We start from the raw sequence: 22,007 nt of genomic DNA, 5'->3' as shown, positions 1-22,007 counted from the left end.
GCCGTGGTGCGGGCACGCGCGGGGCAGCAGCCCCGGCGGGAAGGAGCGCGTCATGCCCGCGGACGCGCGCATCGGTGCCTCGTACTGGATGCACGGCACACCGTCCCCCGACCGTCCCGCCCTCGCCGACGACCTGACGGCCGATGTCGTCGTCATCGGGGGCGGTATCGCGGGGCTGTGCACCGCCCACGAGCTCGTCCGCGCCGGGCGGGAGGTCGTGGTGCTGGAAGCCGACCGCGTCGCCGGCGGAGTCTCCGGACATACGACGGGCAAGCTCACCGCCCTGCACGGCCTCACCTACGCGCGGCTCCGCGCGGCCCATGGCGACCTCGCCGCCGCGCGGTACGCCCGTGCGCAGCAGGAAGCTCTCGACCACGTCGTCGACCTGTGCGCCGAGGTCGGCATCGACGCCGAACTGGAGCGGGCTCCGGCCTTCACCTACGTCACCGATGCGGAACGGTCCGGGGAGATCCGCGCGGAGGCGTCCGCCGTCCTGGGGGCGGGGCTCGACGCCGCGTACGTGACGGAGACCGATCTGCCCTTCCCGGTGGCCGCGGCGGTACGCCTCGACGACCAGCTCCTCTTCCACCCGCGCAGGTTCCTGCTCGGTCTCGCCGAGGATCTCGTCGCTCGGGGCGGCATCGTCCACGAGCACACCCGGGTCACCGATCTGCGGGAGCTCGCGGACTGCAGGCTGACCACGGAGGAGGGAGCGACCGTGCACGCCCGGGACGTCGTCGTCGCCACGAACTTCCCGCTGACCGTGCACAGCTCGCTCCTGGCCAGGCTGACGGTACGCCGCGAACTGGTGATCGCCGCCCCGGTCGCCACGGCGACGGCGCCCAAGGGCATGTACCTCACCCCCGAGGAGCGCACCCGTTCGGTGCGCACCGCCCCGTACGACGACCGCCACCGGCTGCTGATCGTGACCGGCGAGGCCTTCGAGCCCGGCACCGATCACGCGGGTGAGCGTCTCGAACGGCTCACCGGTTGGGCCCGCCGGACCTTCCCGGGCTTCGGCGAGACCGGGACCACCTTCCGGTGGGCCGCGCAGGACGTGCGGTCGGTGGACCATCTCCCCTACGTCGGTCATGAGCACCCGGAAACCCAGCACGTCTTCGTCGCCACCGGGTTCGGCGGCTGGGGCATGAGCAACGGGGTGATGGCGGGGCGTCTGCTGGCCGCCCACATCACCGGCGCACCGCGCCCGGACTGGACCGAGCTCTTCGACCCGCGCCGCCACCTGCCCCTGCGGGAGTTCCCCGAGGTGGTGCGGTCCCAGGCGTCCGTGGCGCGGCACTATCTCGTGGGGCGGCGGCCGCGCTGCACCCACATGGGCTGTGAACTCGGCTTCAACGAGCTCGAGGACACCTGGGAGTGCCCCTGCCACGGCTCCCGCTTCGCCGCGGCCGACGGGCGGGTGCTGCAGGGGCCCGCGACCCGTCCCCTGGAGGAGACGGGTCCGGTCCCGGACGGTACGGACGGGCTCAGCGACGCAGCGGGCCCTCACACGTGAAGTCGGAGGTTCCGGCGCGGGCGTTCGACCAGATCTCCACCCGGCCGAAGGAGCAGTTCATGTCGTTGAAGTTGTTCCCGCCGCTCCGGCTGCGGTCGAGGACGAAGTAGTCGACGGTCTCGGACATGTCCTTGAACACCTGGTCGGGGTCGCCGGCGTCGGCGAGGTTGGCGGTGATCCGGCCGGTGCAGACGAAGCGCGGCAGCACGGGGTCGCCGCTGCCGGTACAGCTGGGCGCGTTGCTGGTGGCGGCGGCGAAGGCGGTGCGTATCTCGGCGGGGGTGGCGTGGCGCAGTGTGGCGGTCGGCTCGTGCGTGGTGTCGGGCACGAACAGGTCGTCGACCTGGGCGATCTGCCGGTCGAGGAAGGCGTCGTAGGCGGCTTGGGTCCCGGCGTCCTTGCCGATGAGGTCGCGCCAGGTGTCGTAGCCCCGGACGTCGCCCGCGCGGAGATGGCCGTACATGGCCTTCAGGAGGGCGGGCCGCTCGGTCCACAGGTACTCGAAGAAGGTGCCCGCGTAGGCGTAGAAGCGGAAGCCGTCGCCCTCGTAGGTGGCGTGCAGGATCTGGTCGACGGTCATGCGGGGGCCGCCTCCGGCGGTGTCCCGGATGACGCTCTCCACGAGTGATTTGCGCACCGCTATGCCGTCGTCGCGGGTGGCGCCGTCGAAGAACTCGGCCGTTCCCTCGTCCATGGCCGTGGTGCGGTCGTTCTCGTACCAGGGTCCCTCGCCGAAGAAGCCGGGGACGGCGAAGCGACCGTTCAGGTAGTGGACGTACTCGTGCCGGAAGAGCTCCTCGAGGGTGAGGCTGGAGTCCTGCGGCACGCGCCGCTGGTACGTGTAGAAGGTCGCGCCGCGCTCGATGTAGATGCCGCCGTTCTCGGTCCCCATGCCGGTGAGGATGGGGTGGTACGTCTCGTAGTCCTGCCGCGAGGCGTAGAGCACGATGGTGAGGACCGAGTTGGGGTCGCCGGCGAGCGGCTGCTCCGTGCCGAGCACCCGGTGGAACTGGGACTTGACCTGCTTGCTCGCGTAGTAGAGCTGGTCGACGGTGGCCCGGTCGAGACCGGTGCGGACCTTGATGGCCCCGTTGTCGTAGGTGTACGTGTGCGGGAAGATCTTCGCCTCGATGTCGGCCTTGCAGACCTTGTACGGGGCGCAGGCCTCGTAGAAGTTGAGCCAGCCGACCAGGGAGGCCCAGGGGGCGCTGCCGGTGCCGAAGCCGGACTCCACGGGGCCGAGCAGCCCGCCGAGGTCGGCGACGATCCCGGGCTTGAGGCCGTCGATCTGGCCGAAGCGGCCGTACTCGGAGAGGGCGTCGCGGACGACCCAGGCGTTGGCCGTGCCCTTCAGGTGGGTGTGGCCGGAGAAGGCCTTGAAGGCGGCGCGGTAGGCGGGGTCCTTCGCGACGGCGCCGCGGAAGGCGGTGTCCTGGTTGCCGGGGTAGACGCCGAGGTAGTTCACCGAGAGCGCGGCGAGGGCGGCGCCGCCCCAGGCGGGGTCGCCGGCGGTCTGCGGGTGGCCGGCACCCATGCGGGCGAGGACCTTGGTGATCAGGCCGAGTTGGTGCTGCCGCAGGCCGGGGGCGCTGCCGGTGTAGAGGGCCTCGCGGAGGGTCTGGGCGTTCTGCGGGGTGACGTCGAAGGTGTGCGGGGCGGCGGCGTAGGCGGCGGTGGCGGCGCGGATCGCTTCGACGGTGGGCGCGTCGGTGATGTCGATCTCGGGGCGGCCGAAGTCGTGGTAGGCGACCGCGTGGAGGTAGGTGAACATCTCCAGGAGGTGGGTGGAGTTGGCGCCGTCGTGGCCGGCGGCGAGGCCGCCGATCCGGGCGGCGACGGCCTGGACGTGGGCGTCCGACATGACGGGGGCGAGGCGCGCGTCCCAGGTCCAGATGAGTCCGCGCAGGCAGCCGTCGGCCTGGACGGCGGGGTCGGCGAGGAAGTCGGCCAGCTGGGCGGGGGTCAGCTTCGTGATGCCGTCGAGGGTGCAGGGGACGCCTGCGGCCGTGGTGGCCGCCGCGCCCCGCGCGGTACGCGACGTGGCCGCGGTGCTCGGGTCGCTCTGGAGGCCGGGGACGCGTCCGGCGGTGACGCCGCGGGGTGCGGCGGCAGGTCCCGTCTTCGCCGCGGGCGCCTCGGCGAGGCGGTCGACCTCGTCGTGCGGGTTCGGGGCGTAGGCCGCCGGGGCGGCCGGACCGGCGTTCCGCGGCGCGAAGGTGGCCGGGACGCCTGCGGGGGCCGCGGCCTGGGCGGAGTACGCGAGCGGCGCGGCGAGGGTGGCGGCGAGCGTCGCGGCGAGCAGGGTCGTGCGCACGGTTCTGTGCTGGGACACGAAGTCTCCTGTGATGGGGGGTGGACTTCCTTTGGGAGCAGGGGTGTTGGCGGCCATTGACATGCCCCTGCCCTGGGCATGCCATGTAACATAGCAATGTGAAATTGCACTGAGAAGCCTTATGCGCCGTCAGTTTCCTGAGCCACTCCGCCACTTCCGCCCTGTAGGGCACGCAGAGCCTCATCGGCGATGGCGGGTGCCGCGAGTGAAATCCGGCCCGAACAGGGCCCGTTGAGCATCTTGGCAAGCTGGGTGGCATGTGAAATGTTACTGCCGTGCCCACGAGACACCTCTCCGCGGCGACCGACGTCATCATCGTCGGCGCCGGAATGATCGGCGCGGCCTGCGCGTACTACGCCGTACGCGCAGGCCTCTCCGTCACGGTCGTCGACCGCGGCCCCGTCGGGGGCGGCGGATCTCCTGCGACGCGGTGGCCGTGGGTCACGGTCTCGTCCCCCGGGTCGACCTGGGCAGGGCCCTCGGCTGCGCCACCCGCGCCACGCCGGACGGCGCGACGGCCCTCGTGGTCGACTCCGCGCAGCGGACCACGGTCGCGGGGCTGCGGTCGGCGGGCGAGACCGCCGGTGCCGGCGGCGCCCGACTGGCCCTGACCGAGGCCGAGTTGGCGGGCACTGCGATCGCCGTACGCTTGCGCGGAGCGTCCGCCGAGGGGTCGTCCGCGCGGACGCGGTCCCTGCTGCGCACCCGGCCCGGCTGCGGGCCTTCGCCTCGCTGATGGCCGCCGCGCACGCGCCCGGCGACGGCTGGCCGGCCGGCGCGGCCGGCTCGACGACGACACGGAGGTGTGCCGTTGCGAGGAGGTCAGCGCGGGGAGCGTCCGCGAGGCGGTCGAGAGCCTGGGCGCAGGCGACGCCCGTTCGGTGAAGCTGCTGACGCGCCCCGGACGACGAGTGCCCCGCCCCGACCCGTACCGACCCGTACCGGCAGCGACGCATCTGGCGATCCATCAGCACAATGTCACATCTCACTTCTGAAGGGCTCCACGTGACCGTCAATCCCGCCCCCGCTCACTGGACCGCCACCCGCCCCTGGCGCGGCATCATGGTCGCCACCGCCCTCCCCTTCCGCGACGACGACCTCACCGTCGACCACGACGCCTACGCCGCGCACGTCCGCTGGCTGCTCGACAACGGCTGCGACGGCGTGGTGCCCAACGGCTCGCTCGGCGAGTACCAGACCCTCACCGACGGGGAGCGCGCCCGAGTCGTCCGTACGGCCGTCGAGGCGGCCGGCGACGGGGCGCGGGTGATGCCCGGGGTCGCGGCCTACGGCAGTGCCGAGGCGCGGCGCTGGACCGAACAGGCCGCCGAGGCGGGCTGCGGTTCGGTCCTGCTGCTCCCGCCGAACACGTACAAGTGCGATGCCCCCGCCGTGCGCGCCCACTACGCGGAGGTGGCGTCCGTCGGCGTGCCGGTCGTCGCGTACAACAATCCGCACGACACCAAGGTGGACCTCACCCCCGACCTGCTCGCCGGGCTGCACGCGGACGGTCACATCGTGGCCGTGAAGGAGTTCAGCGGCGATGTCCGCCGGGCGTACGAGATCGCCGAACACGCCCCGGAGCTGGATCTGTTGATCGGCGCCGACGACGTCCTGCTCGAACTGGCCGTCGCGGGCGCGGTCGGCTGGGTGGCCGGCTACCCGAACGCCTTCCCGGCCTCCTGCGCGGAGCTGTACCGGGCCGCGGTCGCGGGCGATCTCGAGCGCGCCCTGCCGCTGTACCGCGCGCTGCACCCGCTGCTGCGCTGGGACTCGAAGACGGAGTTCGTCCAGTCGATCAAGCTGTCCATGGACATCGCGGGCCGACGCGGCGGACCCTGTCGTCCACCGCGCTCGCCGCTCGCGGGCATTCCCGAGGCCGAGGTCCGCGCCGCCACCGAGAAGGCCGTCGCCGACGGCCGGCACTGAGAGGAGCCCCGTCGTGCGCACCCGCCATGTGTTCCATGCCGTCGACTCGCACACCGAGGGAATGCCCACCCGCGTCGTCACCGGCGGCGTGGGGCTGATCCCGGGCGCCACCATGGCCGAACGCCGGCTGCACTTCATCGAGCACATGGACCACGTCCGTACGCTCCTGATGTACGAGCCAAGAGGTCACGCCTCCATGAGCGGGGCGATCCTTCAGCCGCCGACCAGGCCGGACGCCGATGTCGGCGTCCTGTTCATCGAGGTGTCCGGGCTGCTGCCGATGTGCGGGCACGGCACGATCGGGGTGGCGACCGTGCTGGTGGAGACGGGGATGGTGCCGGTGGTCGAACCGGTGACCACCGTACGGCTCGACACCCCGGCCGGTCTGGTGCGTGTCGAGGTACGGGTCGAGGACGGTGTGGCGAAGGCGGTGACGCTCACGAACGTCCCCGCGTTCTGCGCCGCCCTGGACCGGGAGGTGAAGGTGCCCGGGTTCGGCGCGGTCCCCTACGACCTGGCCTTCGGCGGCAACTTCTACGCCTTCGTCGATCTGGACGCGCTCGGGCTTCCGTTCGACCGGGAGCACAAGGACGAGCTGCTCAAGGCGGGCCTGTCGGTCATGGAGGCGATCAACGCCACCGACCGCCCCGTCCATCCGGTCCGGCCGGAGATAGGCGGCGTCAAGCACGTCCATCTCACCGCGCCCGGATCGGACGCGCGCCACTCGCGCCATGCGATGGCCATCCACCCCGGCTGGTTCGACCGCTCCCCCTGCGGCACGGGGACGTCCGCGCGCATGGCGCAGCTCCACGCCCGTGGGCAGCTCCCGCTGCACCAGGACTTCGTCAACGAGTCCTTCATCGGCACCCGGTTCACCGGCCGGCTGATCGAGGAGACGGAGGTGGGTGGGGTGCCCGCGGTGGTGCCGACCATCACGGGGCGCGCGTGGTTGACGGGCACCGCGCAGTACTTCCTCGACCCGGACGACCCGTTCCCCGGCGGGTTCCTGCTGTGAGCTGTCACGCGCCGTGAAAACGTGAAATTGTACGCTGGTGCGGCGCCACGCCACGGCAGCCGGGCGGCGCGACAAGCGGAAGTCGGAGAACGGCACATGGGCCATCTGAAGCAGAGTCATCTGATCACCACCCGGGAGCGACTGCGCGACCAGGTGGCCCACGCTCTGCGGGCCGCGCTGATCTCCGGCGAGCTGAAGCCCGGCGAGGTGTACTCGGCGCCGGGTCTGGCGGAGGACTTCGGGATCTCCGCCACGCCGGTACGGGAGGCCATGCTCGACCTCGCCCGCGAGGGTCTGGTCGAGCCGGTGCGCAACAAGGGCTTCCGGGTCACCGAGGTCGACGAACGCGACCTCGACCAGTACACGGACATCCGGCTGCTCATCGAGGTGCCGACCGTCGGCCGGGTGACGCTGACGGCGGACCGCGAGGACCTTCGGGCACTGCGCCCGATCGCCGAGGAGATCGTGGCGGCGGCCCGCGCCCACGACCTCATCGGCTATCTGGAGTCCGACCGCCGCTTCCACCTCACGCTGCTCGGGCTCTCCGGCAACGCGCGCCTGGTGGAGACCGTCGGCGACCTGCGCAAGCGGTCCCGGCTCTACGGCCTGACGGCGCTGGACGAGCGGGGCGAGCTGCTGCCCTCCGCCGAGGAGCATCTGGAGCTCCTCGACTTCATGCTGGCGGGCGACGCGATGGGCGCCGAGGCCTGCATGGTCCGCCACCTCAGCCACGTACGGTCCCTCTGGGCGCGGGACGAGGCCCGTGCGGCGTCGGCCGCGGCACCGCCCCCTCCGCGCAGCGCGTCCCGCTGAGGTCGAGGTCCTGGGCAAAACAGCCGATAATGGACCTCATGGCGCGCAAGACAGCTCCGCCGCACCCCCCTCCGACCCTGTCCGTGAAGGGCCGGGACATGCGTCTGCGCACGATCGGGTTCGTGGTCCTCGCGGGTCTCGCGATCTGGTTCATCGCGGCGAACACGGGGTCGGTCACGATCAAGCTGTGGGTCTCCGACGTCACCCTGCCCCTCTGGGCCGTCCTCACGGTCACACTCCTGGTCGGCGTGGTCCTCGGCGCCTTTCTCGCCCGTCGGCGCGCACGGCGCTGACCGGTCCGCGCATGGACGACACGGAGCCGCGGCTCGACCTCGGCGAGGCGCTCGCGGCCACGGGTGTGGGCCTTTTTCTGTGGGTACCGGCCATCGGGCAGCTGGTCCTGGACGCGAGGGGCCGGGAGGCGCTCGACCTGCTCCCCGAGGAGTACCACGGGCTGACCGCCGACCTCCGGCCCAAGATCCTCCGGGACGACTGGGCGCTGCTGTCGGGGCTCTCCGCCGATCTCCTGGCCGGTCGCAGGGACGCGTACAGCGCGTACTTCCGCGTCGCGCTCCACGACGGTCGCAGCCGCTGGACCCACGCCCGGGGCAACGTCGTACGCGACGGCGCGGAGGGACCGGCGCGAGTCGTGGGCGTTGTCCGAGACGCCACCCTGGATCTGGCGCACGCCGCCCTGCGGCCGCCGGCCGACGAGGACCGCGACCATCTGCACGCCCTGGGTCAGGCGGCGATCGCCCTGGCCCGCGCGATGAGCGTCCGCGAGGTCGCCGCGGTCCTCGGTGACGATCCGTGTCTGCGCAGGCTCGGCGTGAAGGCCATGTCCCTGGCCGTGCTCGAGCAGGGACGGCTCCGGCTCGTCCGCACGGTGCTGGCCCCGGACGCGGCGCCGCAGAAGACCCGGCTCGCGGACTCCTGGCCGTTGAACGATGTCGTACGTTCCGGCAGGCCGCTGTTCTTCACCTCCGTGCGCGCGTTCCTGAACCGCTACCCGGGGCTGGCGCCGTACCGGCACGACTTCCGGGCGTCGGCCGCCGCGTTCCTGCCGCTGGTGGAGCAGGGGCAGCCGCTCGGCGGCATGGGCATGTTCTACGAGAACAGGTCCACGTTCTCGCTCGCTGACCACACCCTGATGACGTCCTGGTCGAGGGCCGTGGGCCGGGCCCTGCACCGGGTCACGCTGCTCGACCGGTCGAGGGAGATCGCCGCCGGTCTGCAGAACGCGATGCTGCCGCGCAGGATCCCCGAGACTCCCGGCGGACGGATCACCGTGCGGTACCGGACGGCGCGGCACGGAGTGCGGGTCGGCGGGGACTGGTACGACGCGGTGACGCTGCCCGACGGCGGTGTGGGCGTGGCGATCGGGGACGTGCAGGGCCATGACACCGAGGCCGCGGCGCTCATGGGGCAGTTGCGCGTGGCCATGACCGCGTACGCGGCGGAGGGCCATCCGTGCGGACGGGTCCTCGCCAAGGCGTCGGCGTTCCTCGCCGACCTGGGCGCCGATCGCTTCGCCACCTGCCAGTATCTGCGGATCACCCTCGCCACCGGGGCGGTCGAGGCGGCCAACGCGGGCCATCCGCCGCCGCTGCTGCGGCGTGCCGACGGCACGGTCGGCCGGCTGGAGCTGGCGGGCGGGCCGCCGCTGGGGCTGCCCGCCGAGTGGGGTCTCGCGCCCTATCCGCCGACCGCGGCCCGGCTGGCCCCCGGCGACACGCTGCTGCTGTACAGCGACGGCCTGGTCGAGAAGCCGGGCGAGGACATCGACCACGGACTGACCCGGCTGGAGGCCGCGTTCTCGGCCGGCCCGGCCGATCTGGAGGAGCTCGCCGACCACCTCCTCGACTCGCTCACCGCGGGCCCGCACGCGGAGGACGACGCCGCGCTGCTGATGCTGCGCCGCGACGGGGCGGTGCCGCCGTAGCGCAAGGGCCGGCACGCGCTCGCACCGACCCCGCTGACCCAGGTGCCCCCGGCGCGCACGGCCGCGGACCGTGCGGGGATGTCCGCATCTGCCCCCTCAGACGCTGGTGCTCTCCCATTGGTCTGAGTCTCCACCAATCAGAACCCAGCCCTTCACCGCTCCTCGGAAGTTCACTCAGAATTACCGCACAGATCTATACCTTTGACGCCCCCTCCCCCATCCTGTCCTCGGTGTGCCGCTGGGGCACGCAGTGACGTGAGAGGCGGGGCATGACTCCCATCAGCCGCAGGGGATTCGTCGGGATCGGGGCAGGTCTCGTGGCGGGCGCCACCCTCCCCACGGGCACGGCATCGGCCACCGCCGCGGCCGCCACGGGCACCATCACCGACGTCAAGCACGTCGTGATCCTCATGCAGGAGAACCGCAGCTTCGACCACTACTTCGGCAGGCTGCGCGGTGTCCGCGGCTTCGGCGACCGGGCCGCCGGCAACATCCCCGGCGGCTGGGGCACGTTCAACCAGCCCAACTGGGGTGGCCGTCAGTACCCGTGGAAGCTCAGCTCCACCCCGCCCGCCGGCGGCGTCGACGGCGAGACCCTGGCGCAGTGCAACGGCGACCTTCCGCACAGCTGGACCTCGCAGCACGCCGCGTGGAACAAGGGCCGCATGGACAACTGGGTGACCGGGGTCGGCAACACCCGCACGCTCGGCTATCTCGACCGCGGCGACATCCCCTTCCACTACGCCCTCGCCGACGCCTACACGACATGCGACGCGTACTTCTGCTCGGCGCTCAGCGCCACCGGCCCCAACCGCACCTTCCTGTGGAGCGGGAAGATCGACGCGTCCAGCAAGGACGGCGGCGAGGAGTCCGGGCTCACCTGGGAGACGTACGCGGAGGCGCTCCAGCGCGCCGGCATGAGCTGGAAGGTCTACCAGAACGCCCAGGACAACTACGGCGACAACGGCCTCGCGTACTTCAAGAAGTTCACCGACGCGCGCCCCGGCGACCCGCTGTACGACCGCGGGATGGGATCGGTGCCCAAGGTCACCGGCTCCACCCCGGACGACATCGCCGCCGCGATCCGCGCCGATGTCGTCGCCGGGACGCTTCCGCAGGTCTCCTGGGTGGTCGCGAGCGAGGCGTTCTCCGAGCACCCCTACGCCCCGCCCGGTGACGGCGCGCACTTCGTCGACCTCGTCTACCGCGCGCTGGCCGCGAACCCCGAGGTCTTCGACTCGACGGTGCTGTTCCTCAACTACGACGAGAACGACGGGTTCTTCGACCACGTGCCGCCTCCGGTCGCCCCGCCCGACACCCCCGGCGAGTACATCGACGGCGTGCCGATCGGGCTGGGCTTCCGCGTCCCGATGCTCGTCATGTCGCCGTGGACGCGCGGCGGCTGGGTCAGCTCGGAGGTCTTCGACCACACCTCCGTCCTGCGCTTCATGGAGACCTGGACGGCAGCTCTCGGCACCCCCGCCACCTGCCCGAACATCAGCGCCTGGCGGCGGAAGGTCACCGGCGACCTGACGGGCGTCTTCGACTTCGCGCGCCCGGTGTACGGCGTCCCCTCGGGCCTTCCCTCCACCGCCAAGGTCATCGGGCAGTCCAACTGCGCCCCGCTGCCCAATCCGGTGCCGCAGGACAACGCCCTGCCCGCGCAGGAGTCCGGCACCCGCCCGGCGCGCGCCGTGCCCTACCAGGTCAACGGGAACCTCGACCGGTTCGAGTTCGGGGATGCGGGCAAGATCCTCGCCTGGTTCTCGATGACGAACCAGGGCGCGCAGGCGAAGCGTGCCGCGCACTTCACGATCCATCCGCACCAGCACCGGGAGACGGCGGCCTGGCAGTACACGGTCGACCCGGGCGCGACATCCACGGACTACTTCAACATCGGGCTCGGGTCCGGGTCGGGCAAGTACGACATCTCGATGATGGGCCCCAACCGCTTCCTGCGGCGCTTCATCGGCGACGCCTCGAAGGCGGGCAAGTCGATCGAGGTGGCGGCGCGGTTCGCGACCGAGCCGGGCACCGGGAAGACGGCGATCTACTTCAAGATGACCAACACCTCCGCCGCCCCGGTGACCTTCACCATCCGCTCGAACGCCTACCGCACGGACGGGCCGTGGACGTACACGGTCGCCGCGAACTCCTCGCGTGAGGACTTCTTCAACGCCGTCGCGTACCACAACGGCTGGTACGACTTCACGATCCTCGCCGACGTCGACGGCACCTGGTCGCGCCGCTACACCGGCCACATCGAGACGGGCGCGGCGAGCATCACGGGCTGACGTACAGCCACAGTTCCCACTAAAAGGGATACAAGGGATGCAAGGGATATCACTCGCCCTTGCATCCCTTTTCTCAACTCAGCTGAATTTACCGTAATGACCGATTTGGCACTCCGGGTGAGATGAATCACCAGGGGGTGGCGACGATCTTCCGGCACGTTCCGTTCCCTTGTCCTTCAAGGAAGTTCGGCGCGGAGGGCGGGGCGAACAGGGCCGTCGTGAATTACCCGGGTACGCGGCGTCTTGTTTCGGCCGACATTTCTCGCCTACGGTCACCTCGACCCGGATGGATCGCCGAATCCTGCCACCGTCCGGAAATACCGATCATTCACCCGAAGGCAGGAGCGGGGGACCCACGTATTCGCCGGTACGGATTATCCGGAACGGCTCGGGGTGAAGTCGCACGTGTGCGGCCGGGCATCTCCAGCCCGAACCCGACAGCTCACCCCGCAGGCGCCGGAGAGGAATGCGACATGCCCGCACACGGTAAGCACCGGCGCCCCAAGCGACGTCCCCTGACCCGCGGTATCGCCCTGGCCAGCACGGGTGGCGCGGCACTGGCCCTGCCCCTGGTCGCCACGGCCACCGCGCACGCGGCGCCCGCCACGACCCCCGAGACCGCCCCCGCCAAGACGACCGTCTTCAGCGCCCCGGCGAAGATCGTGGAATCAATTCCCGCCGCCCAGAATTCCGCCGCCAAGACCTATAAGGTCGTTCGCGGCGACTCCCTTTCGGTGATCGCGCACGAGCAGGGTGTGAAGGGTGGCTGGCAGGCCCTGTACCGAGCGAATCGCAGCGCCGTGGGTGACAACCCGTCACTTATCCACCCCGGCCTCGAACTGACGCTCCGCGGGAAATCCGCCACCGCTCCGAAGAAGCCGAAGTCCGCCGCGCGCACGGAGACCGACCGGGCCGACCGCTCGCAGCAGCGGAGCGCCACTCCCGCCAAGGCGGCTCCCGCGAAGAAGGCCCCCGCGGCCTCCGCCGCCGCGCCCGCTGCGGCCGCCCCTGCGGCCGCCAAGAGCTACACCAACGACCTCGACGGCTGGATCCGCGAGTCCCTCGACGTCATGGCGAAGTACGGCATTCCGGGCACGTACGAGGGCATCCACCGCAACATCATGCGCGAGTCCTCCGGCAACCCGCAGGCCATCAACCTGTGGGACTCGAACGCCGTCAAGGGCACCCCGTCCAAGGGTCTCCTGCAGGTCATCGAGCCGACCTTCCTGGCCTACCACGTGCCCGGCACGTCGATGGACCTGTTCGACCCGGTCGCCAACATCACCGCGGCCTGCAACTACGCCGCGGACCGCTACGGCTCCATCGACAACGTCAACGGGGCGTACTGACCCTCGATCCGCGTCGACTCCACGCCCCGGCCCCGGTCCCTCCTGGGCCGGGGCTTCGGCGTCCCGCCAGGGTCGCGGAGGGGACAGGGCCTAGCGACGCCGCCGCGTGCCCGACAACCAGGAGTGGTGGTGTGTGCGTCCCAGGACGTCCCCGCTGTGGGCGGCCGCCACACCACCGATCACCGGCGTGGCAAGGAGGGTGAGCAACATCGGCCCGTAGCCTCCGTCGCTGCCGACCGCCACCACAACGGTTTGGCCCAGGAACACGGTGCTCGCGACAAGGCCGGCGAGCAGACCCCGCAGCGGAGCCCGAGCGGCCACCCATTCAGGCGACAGTCCCAGGGCCACACCGGTCACCGCACCGAGCAGAACCCCGATCACCAGGCTTCCGCCCACTGCGACAACGCCACGCATGAGACCCGCCACACCGCCTGGGTACGCCCCGGTGGAGAGCCACATCGCGGCACCGACGAGCCATAGCGAGCCGAAGGCGATCGCCGACACCAAGCCGATGCGCACCCCGAGCCGAACACCTCGCCGAGCCACCTGTCCGACCATCACGCACCTCCGAGACGTGGCACTCACCGGCTGAACCATCACACCTGGGCGGAGACCGCGGCGTCGGCGCGGGGCTCCGTGCGGCGCACTGCCACCCGCAGCGTCACGACAGCCGCGACTCCCGCGAGCAGGCCCCAGGTGAGGGCGGCCGGGACGCCGCTTCCGAGGGTGGCGGACGCGTGCAGCAGACCCCAGCGCAGGCCCGACCCGTCCGTCGCCACCCGCAGCATCTGGCTCGCCAGCAGCCCGAGGACGGTCGCGCAGACCGCGCCCGCGGCCATCGCCGGGACCGTGGCCCGGGTGAGCAGTCCGGGCAAGCGCCGCAGGGACCACCACACCACGACGAGCAACAGGACGTCGGCGGCCCGGTACAGCAGCCAGTCGCCCAGCGGCCCGCCCGCCGGGCTCGCCCAGGCGCCGAGCAGCAGCCACAGGCGCAGGAGTTCGCCCGGTTCGGCGAAGAACCCGCCGTCCGGGGAGACGGTCTGGAGAGCGGCGGCGACCGGATGGTACGAGAGGACCGCCAGGGAGAGGGCGATCACCGCGGTCCCGACGGTGGCGGCGAGGCGGGCGGCGCGCGCGGGGACGACCTCCTGCGGCAGCGGACCTGCGCCCTTGGCGGTGACCCGCGCGGCGAGCACCGTCACCGCCGCCGCGAGCAGCGCGGCGCCCACGAGGACCTGGCGCCCGGAGGAGATCAGGCTCGCCAGCTGCGGCAGGAAGCGATAACTGCCGCGCCCGTGGGCGGCGATCAGCCACGGCGCGGAGACCGCCACCGCCAGCATCCCGGCCACCATGCCCCAGGCCCACACCGCGAGCAGCGCGGCCGGCATCCGGCCCTGCACCGGCGGCAGCCTGCGGACCAGGAGCAGCGCTCCGGCCACGAAGAAGGCGAAGACCGCGCAGAACCGGATCTGCATCCCGGTGGTGTACAGGGAGAGGTAGCGGCCGCCGTCGGTCTCGGCAAGGAACCGGTACCGGAGCGAGGCCGGGGGTTCGTACGACCAGGGGCCGAGCCAGCCTTCGAGCTCTGCGGCGGCCCGGCCGCCGATGGTGCTCGTGGTGCCCGGCAGGTGCAGCGCCTGTTCGCTCGCCCCCGCCCACCACAGAAGCACGGTGAGCAACAGTCCTCCGGCCACTGCCGGTATCGCCGCGCGACGGTATGTCATGTACTGGCCCCCACCCTGGTCGTGCACCCCGTGAATCCCCTGGTCGGGTGGAGGTTACGGGGTGTTGATCACATCCGGATCACGGGCCGGGCGCGCTGTCAGAGGCGGTCGCCGAAGTGGTCGTCGAACCAGCCGGCCGCGAGCTCGCCGACCCGTTCGAGGGTGCCCGGTTCCTCGAAGAGGTGAGTGGCGCCGGGGACGACGACGAGTTCGTTCTCGCAGCGCAATTGGCGCTGGGCCTCTGCGTTCAGGTCCAGGACGAGGGGGTCCCGGCCTCCCACGATCAGGAGCGTGGGGGCGCGCACCGCGGCGAGGCGTGGGCCCGCCAGATCCGGGCGGCCGCCGCGGGAGACCACCGCGGCCACGTGGGCGGCCGGGTCGGCGGCGGCCCAGAGGGCGGCCGCGGCGCCGGTGCTGGCGCCGAAGTACCCGGTGCGCAGCCCTCGGAGGCCGGGCTGTTCGCCGAGCCATGCCGTGGCCCGGGCCAGCCGGTCGGCCAGGAGTTCCGTGTCGAACACATTGGCCCGGTCGGCCGCCTCCTCCTCGGTGAGCAGGTCGAAGAGGAGCGTGCCCAGTCCGGCTCGGTTCAGGTCCTCGGCGACGGCGCGGTTGCGGGGGCTGTGCCGGCTGCTGCCGCTGCCGTGGGCGAACAGGACGATCCCCGCGGCGCCCTCGGGCACCACCAGATGCCCCGCCACCGGCGCCTCCGTGACCGGGATGCGCACTTCCGCGTCCTGGGCGCTCGATCCGTGTGCGGCGTGGTTGCGCTCCAGGCACGCGATGACCTCCTCGTCGGCGGTCTGCGAGAAGTCCTGGTAGAACTGGCCGATCGCGTAGAAGAACTCCGGCTCGTGCACGCTGGCGGTCTCGTCCGCCTCCCCGCCGATCCGGGCCGGCCAGCCGGCCGGGGCGACCGGCACGGCCAGCACGATGCGTGCGGCGCCCCGCGCGCGGACGACCAGGCAGGCGGCGAGCGCCGTGGCGCCGGTCGCCAGGCCGTCGTCGACCACCACGGCCGTGCGGCCGTCGAGCCGGGCCGGCCGCCCCGTCCCGCGATAGCGCTCGGCGCGCTGCCGCAGCACGACCCGTTCCCGCTCCTCGACCGCGGCGACGTCGCGGTCGGAGACGCCGGTTTCGGCCAGCACGCTGTCGTTGAGGACCCGCACGTCTCCCTCCCCGATGGCACCCATGGCGAGCTCCGGCTGGAAGGGCACCCCCAGTTTGCGTACGAGACAGACGTCCAGGGGAGCCCCGAGTGCGTCGGCAACCTGTTCGGCGACCGGCACGCCGCCGCGCGGAAGTCCCAGCACCACGACGTCGTGGCCCTTGAGGTGGTCCAGGCGGGCGGCGAGTTGCCGTCCGGCGTCCGTACGATCGGTGAAGTACATGTCCCGCTCGTCTCCCTGGTCCGGAGCGTGCGCGCGGTCGGTGCCGTGCCGTGTCCCGTCAGGCGGGACGGGCGACGAGGGTTCCGTCCTCGTCGAGGGCGACCTGCGCGCCGTAGGGCCGGCTCGTCCGGCCGAGAACCTCGTGGAGCCACCGCGCATCCCGGCCGGGGGCGTGCTCCAGCCTCATGCGCCGGGCTCGCAGGGGAATGATGCGCACCTCCTGGAGTCCGCCGTCCTCGGGCCTCACCGCGGCGACGGGGAGCAGCCGCAGGTCGTCGCGGTACTGCTCGTAGCCGTTGATGCCCTCGTAGTCGTTGATCAGATCGCCGCAGCCGTGCAGGACGAGCCTGCCCCGGTACACCTCCACGGGCCGCGGGTGGTGCGAGGAGTGTCCGTGCACGATGTCGGCTCCGCTGTCGATCAGCGCGTGTGCGAAGTCGATGTCGGCGCGGGAGAGGGCGTAGCCCCAGTTCGAGCCCCAGTGGACCGACACCACGACGATGTCGCCCGCGCTCTTCGTCTCCCGTATCCGGGCGGTGAGGCGGGTCGCGGCCGCGGCGGCCGGCGTGGCGGCGAAGTGGACGCCGCCGAGATCGGTGGTGGCCGCCCACGTCCGTGGGATGCCGCTGGAGGCCATGCCCAGGGCGTGGACGACGAGTCGTCCGCCCCCGGGGAGGTCGACGACGGCCGGCCGCTCGGCCTCCTCGGCGTTCCGGCCCGCTCCCGCGGTCCGCAGTCCGCTCCCGGCGAGGGCGGCGAGGGTGTCGTCGAGTCCGCCACGGCCGTAGTCCAGGACGTGGTTGTTGGCGAGGACGCAGACGTCGGGGCGGACGGCCGTCAGGCTCGGCAGGTTCTCCGGGTGCATCCGGTAGTGGACGGCCTTGCCGGGGGCGAACTCGCCGTGCGTGGTCACGGCCGTCTCCAGGTTGGTGACCCGGACGTCGGGCGCGGCGGCGTCGAGGGCGTCGAGCGCGACGCCCCAGGGGTAGGCGAAGTCCACGCGGTGGGGAATGGGGCCGTTGACCGCCTCCGCGAGCGCCACATAGGACCGTGCATCGTGCACATAGCGTTCACGGAGGGCCGGATCGCCGGGATGGGGAAGGATCTGGTCGACCCCGCGGCCGAGCATCACGTCGCCGCAGAGGAACAGTCTGACCAGGTCACTGCCCATACACCCAGGGTAGACGCGGTGCGGCGGGGGCGGCCGGGGCTCAGAGCCCGCCCACGAGCACCACCTCCAGGGTGCGCGGGCCGTGCACTCCCTCGACCCGGTCGAGTTCGATGTCGCTGGTCGCGGAGGGGCCGGAGATCCAGGTGAGGGGCCTGGTGGGGTCCAGCCGCGCGAGGGCCTGGGGCACCGAGGAGACGACCTGGTCGGGGACGCGGACGAGGCAGATGTGATGGTCGGGGACCAGGGTGATGCGGCGGCGACCCTGGTCGGGGCTGCCGTCGAGGACGAGGGTGCCGGTCTCGGCGACGGCCAGGGCGCAGCCGGTGACGACGCTCTCGACCTCGTCCAGCTCGCGCGGCGTGCTCGCGGCCCGGTCGTGGACCCGGGTGGGATCCGCGGCCGACATCCACTCGGGCGGCAGCCCCGGAGGCACGAGGACGTACCGCGGGCCCCGCGCGGCGAGCAGCCTCATGATCAGATACGGGAGTTCCTCGGCATCGGTCCGGTGCACGATCGCGCGGTAGTCCGCCAGGTTCTCGGCCAGCAGCTCGATCGTCTGCTCCGTCGTCCGCGCCCCGTGCTCGCGCAGATAGTCACGATCGACGGCCCGGTCGTACGCGTCGGGGGCCTCGTCGGCCTCGGGCCGGCCGAGTGCGCGCCATACGCGTCCCAGAATCACGTCTCTGCTGCTCATCGGCCGCTCTCCTCCGCTCCCGCGCCGTGCGTGCGCTGCCACCAGTCGCGGAACGGTTCGGGCGGGACCTTCGGGAGGTCTCGCGTCGCCGTCCATGCCCGGCCCGGACCGGGCAGCGTACGCGGGTGGAAGCGGCGCGTGCGTGCGGCCAGACGCTGGCCGGCGGCGAGCGCGCCCGGGCGGGTCAGCGCCCATCGGGCCGCCCGCATCGCCGCCCGCTCGGCCGCGTGCCCCTTCGCGGGCTTGATCACCGCCTTCGTTCCGCCGCGTGTCACCGGCCCGCCCTCGGCGACGCGTTCGCGGAGGTGGACGAGGACTTCGGGGATGTCGATGGCGACCGGGCACACGTCGTAACAGGCGCCGCAGAGGGTGGACGCGTACGGGAGTGAGGCGTCGATCTCGCTTGCGGTGCCCCGGAGTTGAGGGCTGAGGATCGCGCCGATCGGCCCCGGGTAGACGGAGCCGTAGGCGTGGCCGCCGGCGCGTTCGTAGACGGGGCAGACGTTGAGGCAGGCCGAGCAGCGGATGCAGCGCAGGGCCTGGCGGCCGACCTCGTCGGCGAGGGTGTCGGTGCGCCCGTTGTCGAGCAGGACGAGGTGGAAGGTGCGGGGTCCGTCGCCGTCCGTGGTGCCGGTCCACATGGAGGTGTACGGGTTCATGCGTTCGGCGGTCGAGGAGCGGGGCAGGGTCTGGAGGAAGACTTCCAGGTCCTGCCAGGTCGGCACGATCTTCTCGATGCCGACGACGGAGATCAGGGTCTCGGGCAGGGTGAGGCACATCCGGCCGTTGCCCTCGGACTCGACCACGACCAGGGTGCCGGTCTCGGCCACCATGAAGTTCGCCCCCGAGATGCCCACCTTCGCCCGCAGGAACCTCTCCCGGAGGTGCAGCCGCGCGGCCTCGGCCAGCTCCCTGGGACTGTCGGTCAGGTTCTCGGGCGCGGGCCGGCCCCACTTGCCCATCTCCGAGCGGAAGATGTCCCGGATCTCACCACGATTGCGGTGGATGGCCGGCACGAGGATGTGCGAGGGCCGGTCCTCTCCGAGCTGCACGATCAGCTCCGCCAGATCCGTCTCGTAGGCGGAGATGCCCTCCGCCTCCAGCGCCTCGTTGAGCCCGATCTCCTGCGTCGCCATCGACTTGACCTTCACCACCTCGCTTTCCCCGGTGGCCTTGACCAGGTCGGCGACGATCCGGTTCGCCTCGGCGGCGTCCACCGCCCAGTGCACCGTCCCCCCGGCCGCCGTGACCGACTCCTCCAACTGGACCAGATACCGGTCGAGATGACGCAACGTGTGGTCCTTGATCTGCTTACCCGCCTCGCGCAGCTCCGCCCAGTCGTCCAGCTCGGCCACCGCCACCGCCCGCTTGTCGCGGATGGTGTGCGTCGCGTGCCGCAGATTCGCCCGCAGCGTGGCGTTCCGCACGGCCTCATGCGCAGCCTTCGGGAAAGCCGGCATCCCCACGAACGCACCGCTCATGCCGCTGGCTCCTCTTCCGTGCTCGCCAGGATCTCGGCGATGTGAACGGGCCGGACACCGGCTTTGAGCCGGCTCATGGTGCCGCCGATGTGCATCAGACAGGAGTTGTCCCCCGCGCACAACACGTCCGCACCGGTCGAAACGGCGCTACGGACCTTGTCCGCGCCCATCGCGGCCGACACGTCGGCGTTCTTCACCGCGAACGTACCGCCGAAACCGCAGCACTCCTCGGCCCCCGGCAGCTCCACCAGCTCCAACCCCTTGACCGCCGTCAGTAGCCGGTACGGACGGTCCGCGAGGCGGAGGGAGCGCAGGCCGTGGCAGGAGGGATGGTAGGTGACCTTGTGCGGGTAGTACGCACCGACGTCCGTCACCCCCAGCACGTCGACCAGGAACTCCGTCAGCTCGTACGTCTTCGGCACGACGGGCGCGAGGGCCGCGGCCAGCGAATCCCCGCGCCCCTCCGACCGGGCCCGCTCCCCCATCCGCGGGTACAGCTCGCGCACCATCGCCCCGCAGGATCCCGACGGCGTGACGATCGCGTCGTAGCCGCCGAACACCTCGGCGAACCGGCGTGCGAGCGGCTCGGCCTCGTGCCGGTAGCCGGTGTTGTAGTGCGGCTGCCCGCAACACGTCTGCCCCATCGGGAAGTCGACCTCGACACCCAGTCTGCTCAGCAGCCTCACCACGGCGCGGCCGGTGTCCGGGTACAGCGTGTCGTTCACGCAGGTGAGGAAGAGAGCGACACGCATCGCGGCTCCTTCGAATCGGTCGGGCGGCCTCCTCGATGTTCATACCTCACCCGCGGTCGGGTGTGGAACGGCGGCTCAGGACGTGGACGGTGGCGTCGACGTCGGGGGTGTCTGCACCGCCGGAATGTTGAACACGTGCTCCGGGCTCACGATGCGGGTGATCGCCTGGCCGAACAGGGAGCTCGGTTCCTCCCCGTCGTGGTCGGTGTCCGTGTTGAGCATCACGACCATCGTGGCCTTCGCCTCGGGCAGGTAGACCACCAGCGACTCGTACCCGGGCAGCGAGCCGTTGTGGCCGATCCAGCCCTCGACGTTGAAGATGCCGAGACCGTATCCGGCGGCGGGGAGGCCCGTCGGCTCGGTCTTGAGGCGTTGCGCCTGGGTCTCGGGGGTGAGCAGGGTGCCGGTGGCGAGGACGCGTGCCCAGGTGCGCAGATCCCCGAGTTGGGAGATCATGGCGCCCGCCGCCCAGCCCCAGGACGGGTTCCAGTCGGTGGCGTCCTCGGTCTTCCCGGAGGCCGTCTGGTCGGTGTAGCCGTGGGCGTGCGGGCTGGGGAACTCGGCGCCGGTCGGGAAGATCGTGTGGCGCAGTCCGGCCGGCTCGATGACGTTCTCCTGGATGAACTCGTTCAGCGGCTGTCCGCCGACCTCCTCCACGACGAGCCCGAGCAGGATCAGGTTGGTGTTGCAGTACTCGAACTCCGCGCCCGGCTGGAAGTTCACCGGGTGTTTGAAGGAGTAGTCGAGCAGCTCCTGGGGTGTCCAGGGCCGATACGGGTCGGAGGTCAGCGCCTTGTAGAACCCCTCGTCCGCGGAGTAGTTGAACAATCCGCTGCGCATTCCCGCGAGTTGGCGGAGGGTGATCTCGTCGCCGTTGGGGACGCCGTCGACGTACTCGTCGATCGTGTCGTCCAGGCCGATCCTGCCCTGGTCGACCAGTTCGAGCATCGCGGTCACGGTGAACGTCTTCGTCACGCTGCCGATGCGCATGTACAGGTCCGGGTCCATGGGAGCGTTGGTGGCCTTGTCGGCGACACCGAAGGTCCGCACGTAGTTTCCCTTGCCCGGAGCGGACAGCGAGACCATCACACCCGGCACCTGGGCCTCCCGCATGACCTGCTGGATCGCGGCGTCCAGGCGGGCCGCCACGGCCGGGGTGAGCTCGGCGAACTCGCCGTTCGTGGCGGACGGGGCGAGCTCCGTGGCGCTGTACACGACTGCGGGGGCTTCGACGGAGAACGCCGTCCCTGCCGATGCGGGGACGGCCAGCATGCCGGTCGCGGTGAGAACCACGCAGACCCGGCGCCACCGCGCTTGCGACGGCGAGTGTGCTTGCGAGTACCTCACGGGCAGGCCTCCTGCCAGACGAGGGCAACTCCCCTCGTCCAGGCTAGGCCGGACGGGCGGGCCGTGCACGGCGAGTGCCGATCGCCGCGAACGGGGGCTTCTGGGCGCTGCTCGGCGCGGCGGGCCCCGCGGGCCGGGGCCTCGGCGGTGAAGCCGGCGGGGGCGGGGGGGGGGGGGGGCCCCCCCCCCCCCCCCGCCCCCCCGCGCCCGCCCCCGCCCGCCCGCCCCCCCCCCCCCCCGCGCATATAAAAAAAAAG

General features: G+C 71.8%; 18 protein-coding genes, 1 pseudogene and 1 riboswitch. Of the genes and pseudogenes, 10 read left to right on the top strand and 9 right to left on the bottom strand.

All coding sequences use genetic code 11. The features are described from left to right. Positions 1–52: 52 nt before the first annotated feature. The gene (locus tag ACFV9D_RS33670; protein WP_385154929.1) at positions 53–1,516 is read left to right on the top strand and encodes an FAD-dependent oxidoreductase; all 1,464 of its coding nucleotides are present in this window, start codon (positions 53–55) and stop codon (positions 1,514–1,516) included. Here the strand turns inward: ACFV9D_RS33670 and ACFV9D_RS33665 are convergent. Beyond that, positions 1,488–3,848 (bottom strand): collagenase, encoded by a 2,361-nt coding sequence (locus ACFV9D_RS33665; protein WP_385154926.1) that lies wholly within the window; start codon positions 3,846–3,848, stop codon positions 1,488–1,490. The genes ACFV9D_RS33670 and ACFV9D_RS33665 overlap by 29 nt on opposite strands. A gap of 329 nt (positions 3,849–4,177) precedes the next feature. On the opposite strand from ACFV9D_RS33665, the pseudogene ACFV9D_RS33660 reads away from it, so the two are divergent. The 9 genes and pseudogenes from ACFV9D_RS33660 to ACFV9D_RS33620 all read left to right on the top strand — a co-directional run. After that, a pseudogene (locus ACFV9D_RS33660) lies at positions 4,178–4,273 on the top strand (hypothetical protein); the annotation flags it as partial. Between the two features lie 5 nt (positions 4,274–4,278). Then, positions 4,279–4,584, top strand: a complete 306-nt coding sequence (locus tag ACFV9D_RS33655) for a hypothetical protein (protein WP_385155038.1) — start codon at positions 4,279–4,281, stop codon at positions 4,582–4,584. A gap of 326 nt (positions 4,585–4,910) precedes the next feature. Further along, entirely contained in the window at positions 4,911–5,777 is an 867-nt protein-coding gene (locus ACFV9D_RS33650; protein ID WP_385155032.1) for a dihydrodipicolinate synthase family protein, read from the top strand. Positions 5,778–5,790: 13 nt separating this feature from the next. Beyond that, the gene (locus tag ACFV9D_RS33645) at positions 5,791–6,792 is read left to right on the top strand and encodes a proline racemase family protein (RefSeq protein ID WP_385154923.1); all 1,002 of its coding nucleotides are present in this window, start codon (positions 5,791–5,793) and stop codon (positions 6,790–6,792) included. Positions 6,793–6,888: 96 nt separating this feature from the next. Further along, complete coding sequence (locus tag ACFV9D_RS33640) at positions 6,889–7,605, top strand: GntR family transcriptional regulator (RefSeq protein ID WP_385154920.1); 717 nt, start codon at positions 6,889–6,891, stop codon at positions 7,603–7,605. A 38-nt stretch (positions 7,606–7,643) separates the two neighbouring features. Beyond that, the gene (locus tag ACFV9D_RS33635; protein WP_385154918.1) at positions 7,644–7,898 is read left to right on the top strand and encodes a LapA family protein; all 255 of its coding nucleotides are present in this window, start codon (positions 7,644–7,646) and stop codon (positions 7,896–7,898) included. Between the two features lie 11 nt (positions 7,899–7,909). Further along, the gene (locus ACFV9D_RS33630) at positions 7,910–9,547 is read left to right on the top strand and encodes a SpoIIE family protein phosphatase (protein WP_385154915.1); all 1,638 of its coding nucleotides are present in this window, start codon (positions 7,910–7,912) and stop codon (positions 9,545–9,547) included. A gap of 269 nt (positions 9,548–9,816) precedes the next feature. Next, positions 9,817–11,841: a phosphocholine-specific phospholipase C gene (locus ACFV9D_RS33625; protein ID WP_385154912.1), complete on the top strand. Its 2,025-nt coding sequence runs from the start codon at positions 9,817–9,819 to the stop codon at positions 11,839–11,841. 282 nt (positions 11,842–12,123) lie between these two features. Further along, positions 12,124–12,310: riboswitch (cyclic di-AMP (ydaO/yuaA leader) on the top strand. 4 nt (positions 12,311–12,314) lie between these two features. After that, entirely contained in the window at positions 12,315–13,190 is an 876-nt protein-coding gene (locus tag ACFV9D_RS33620; protein WP_385154909.1) for a transglycosylase SLT domain-containing protein, read from the top strand. 90 nt (positions 13,191–13,280) lie between these two features. On the opposite strand, the gene ACFV9D_RS33615 is transcribed toward ACFV9D_RS33620, so the two are convergent. From ACFV9D_RS33615 to ACFV9D_RS33580, 8 genes are all read right to left on the bottom strand, one after another. Next, the gene (locus tag ACFV9D_RS33615) at positions 13,281–13,709 is read right to left on the bottom strand and encodes a hypothetical protein (protein WP_385154906.1); all 429 of its coding nucleotides are present in this window, start codon (positions 13,707–13,709) and stop codon (positions 13,281–13,283) included. 77 nt (positions 13,710–13,786) lie between these two features. After that, positions 13,787–14,917 carry a hypothetical protein gene (locus ACFV9D_RS33610; RefSeq protein ID WP_385154903.1) on the bottom strand — a complete coding sequence of 377 codons (1,131 nt, stop codon included), beginning with the start codon at positions 14,915–14,917 and terminating at the stop codon, positions 13,787–13,789. 98 nt (positions 14,918–15,015) lie between these two features. Continuing rightward, positions 15,016–16,305, bottom strand: a complete 1,290-nt coding sequence (locus ACFV9D_RS33605) for a phosphoribosyltransferase family protein (RefSeq protein WP_385154900.1) — start codon at positions 16,303–16,305, stop codon at positions 15,016–15,018. 58 nt (positions 16,306–16,363) lie between these two features. Continuing rightward, a complete protein-coding gene (locus ACFV9D_RS33600) occupies positions 16,364–17,476 on the bottom strand; it encodes a CapA family protein (RefSeq protein ID WP_385154897.1) in 1,113 nt (370 codons plus the stop codon). A gap of 40 nt (positions 17,477–17,516) precedes the next feature. After that, a complete protein-coding gene (locus ACFV9D_RS33595; RefSeq protein WP_385154894.1) occupies positions 17,517–18,170 on the bottom strand; it encodes a lactate utilization protein C in 654 nt (217 codons plus the stop codon). Next, complete coding sequence (locus ACFV9D_RS33590) at positions 18,167–19,651, bottom strand: lactate utilization protein B (RefSeq protein WP_385154891.1); 1,485 nt, start codon at positions 19,649–19,651, stop codon at positions 18,167–18,169. The genes ACFV9D_RS33595 and ACFV9D_RS33590 overlap by 4 nt, the downstream gene beginning before the upstream one ends. Continuing rightward, complete coding sequence (locus tag ACFV9D_RS33585) at positions 19,648–20,403, bottom strand: (Fe-S)-binding protein (RefSeq protein WP_385154888.1); 756 nt, start codon at positions 20,401–20,403, stop codon at positions 19,648–19,650. The genes ACFV9D_RS33590 and ACFV9D_RS33585 overlap by 4 nt, the downstream gene beginning before the upstream one ends. Positions 20,404–20,478: 75 nt before the next feature. Next, the gene (locus tag ACFV9D_RS33580; protein ID WP_385155029.1) at positions 20,479–21,675 is read right to left on the bottom strand and encodes a serine hydrolase domain-containing protein; all 1,197 of its coding nucleotides are present in this window, start codon (positions 21,673–21,675) and stop codon (positions 20,479–20,481) included. Positions 21,676–22,007: the final 332 nt, after the last annotated feature.

The organism is Streptomyces sp. NPDC059875, from assembly GCF_042731085.1.
In the GTDB taxonomy this organism is placed as follows: domain Bacteria; phylum Actinomycetota; class Actinomycetes; order Streptomycetales; family Streptomycetaceae; genus Streptomyces.
The sequence above is the reverse complement of the archived record's forward strand: the minus strand, read 5'-3'. Positions and strand labels throughout refer to the sequence as shown.

Excerpts from the sequence above, each read along its gene's own strand:
- ACFV9D_RS33630 (WP_385154915.1), top strand. The coding sequence starts at position 7,910 with ATGGACGACACGGAGCCGCGGCTCGACCTCGGCGAGGCGCTCGCGGCC.
- ACFV9D_RS33625 (WP_385154912.1), top strand. The coding sequence starts at position 9,817 with ATGACTCCCATCAGCCGCAGGGGATTCGTCGGGATCGGGGCAGGTCTC.
- ACFV9D_RS33650 (WP_385155032.1), top strand. The coding sequence starts at position 4,911 with ATGGTCGCCACCGCCCTCCCCTTCCGCGACGACGACCTCACCGTCGAC.
- ACFV9D_RS33635 (WP_385154918.1), top strand. The coding sequence starts at position 7,644 with ATGGCGCGCAAGACAGCTCCGCCGCACCCCCCTCCGACCCTGTCCGTG.
- ACFV9D_RS33600 (WP_385154897.1), bottom strand. The coding sequence starts at position 17,476 with ATGGGCAGTGACCTGGTCAGACTGTTCCTCTGCGGCGACGTGATGCTC.
- ACFV9D_RS33585 (WP_385154888.1), bottom strand. The coding sequence starts at position 20,403 with ATGCGTGTCGCTCTCTTCCTCACCTGCGTGAACGACACGCTGTACCCG.
- ACFV9D_RS33605 (WP_385154900.1), bottom strand. The coding sequence starts at position 16,305 with ATGTACTTCACCGATCGTACGGACGCCGGACGGCAACTCGCCGCCCGC.
- ACFV9D_RS33620 (WP_385154909.1), top strand. The coding sequence starts at position 12,315 with ATGCCCGCACACGGTAAGCACCGGCGCCCCAAGCGACGTCCCCTGACC.
- ACFV9D_RS33580 (WP_385155029.1), bottom strand. The coding sequence starts at position 21,675 with ATGCTGGCCGTCCCCGCATCGGCAGGGACGGCGTTCTCCGTCGAAGCC.
- ACFV9D_RS33595 (WP_385154894.1), bottom strand. The coding sequence starts at position 18,170 with ATGAGCAGCAGAGACGTGATTCTGGGACGCGTATGGCGCGCACTCGGC.
- ACFV9D_RS33640 (WP_385154920.1), top strand. The coding sequence starts at position 6,889 with ATGGGCCATCTGAAGCAGAGTCATCTGATCACCACCCGGGAGCGACTG.
- ACFV9D_RS33670 (WP_385154929.1), top strand. The coding sequence starts at position 53 with ATGCCCGCGGACGCGCGCATCGGTGCCTCGTACTGGATGCACGGCACA.
- ACFV9D_RS33610 (WP_385154903.1), bottom strand. The coding sequence starts at position 14,917 with ATGACATACCGTCGCGCGGCGATACCGGCAGTGGCCGGAGGACTGTTG.
- ACFV9D_RS33590 (WP_385154891.1), bottom strand. The coding sequence starts at position 19,651 with ATGAGCGGTGCGTTCGTGGGGATGCCGGCTTTCCCGAAGGCTGCGCAT.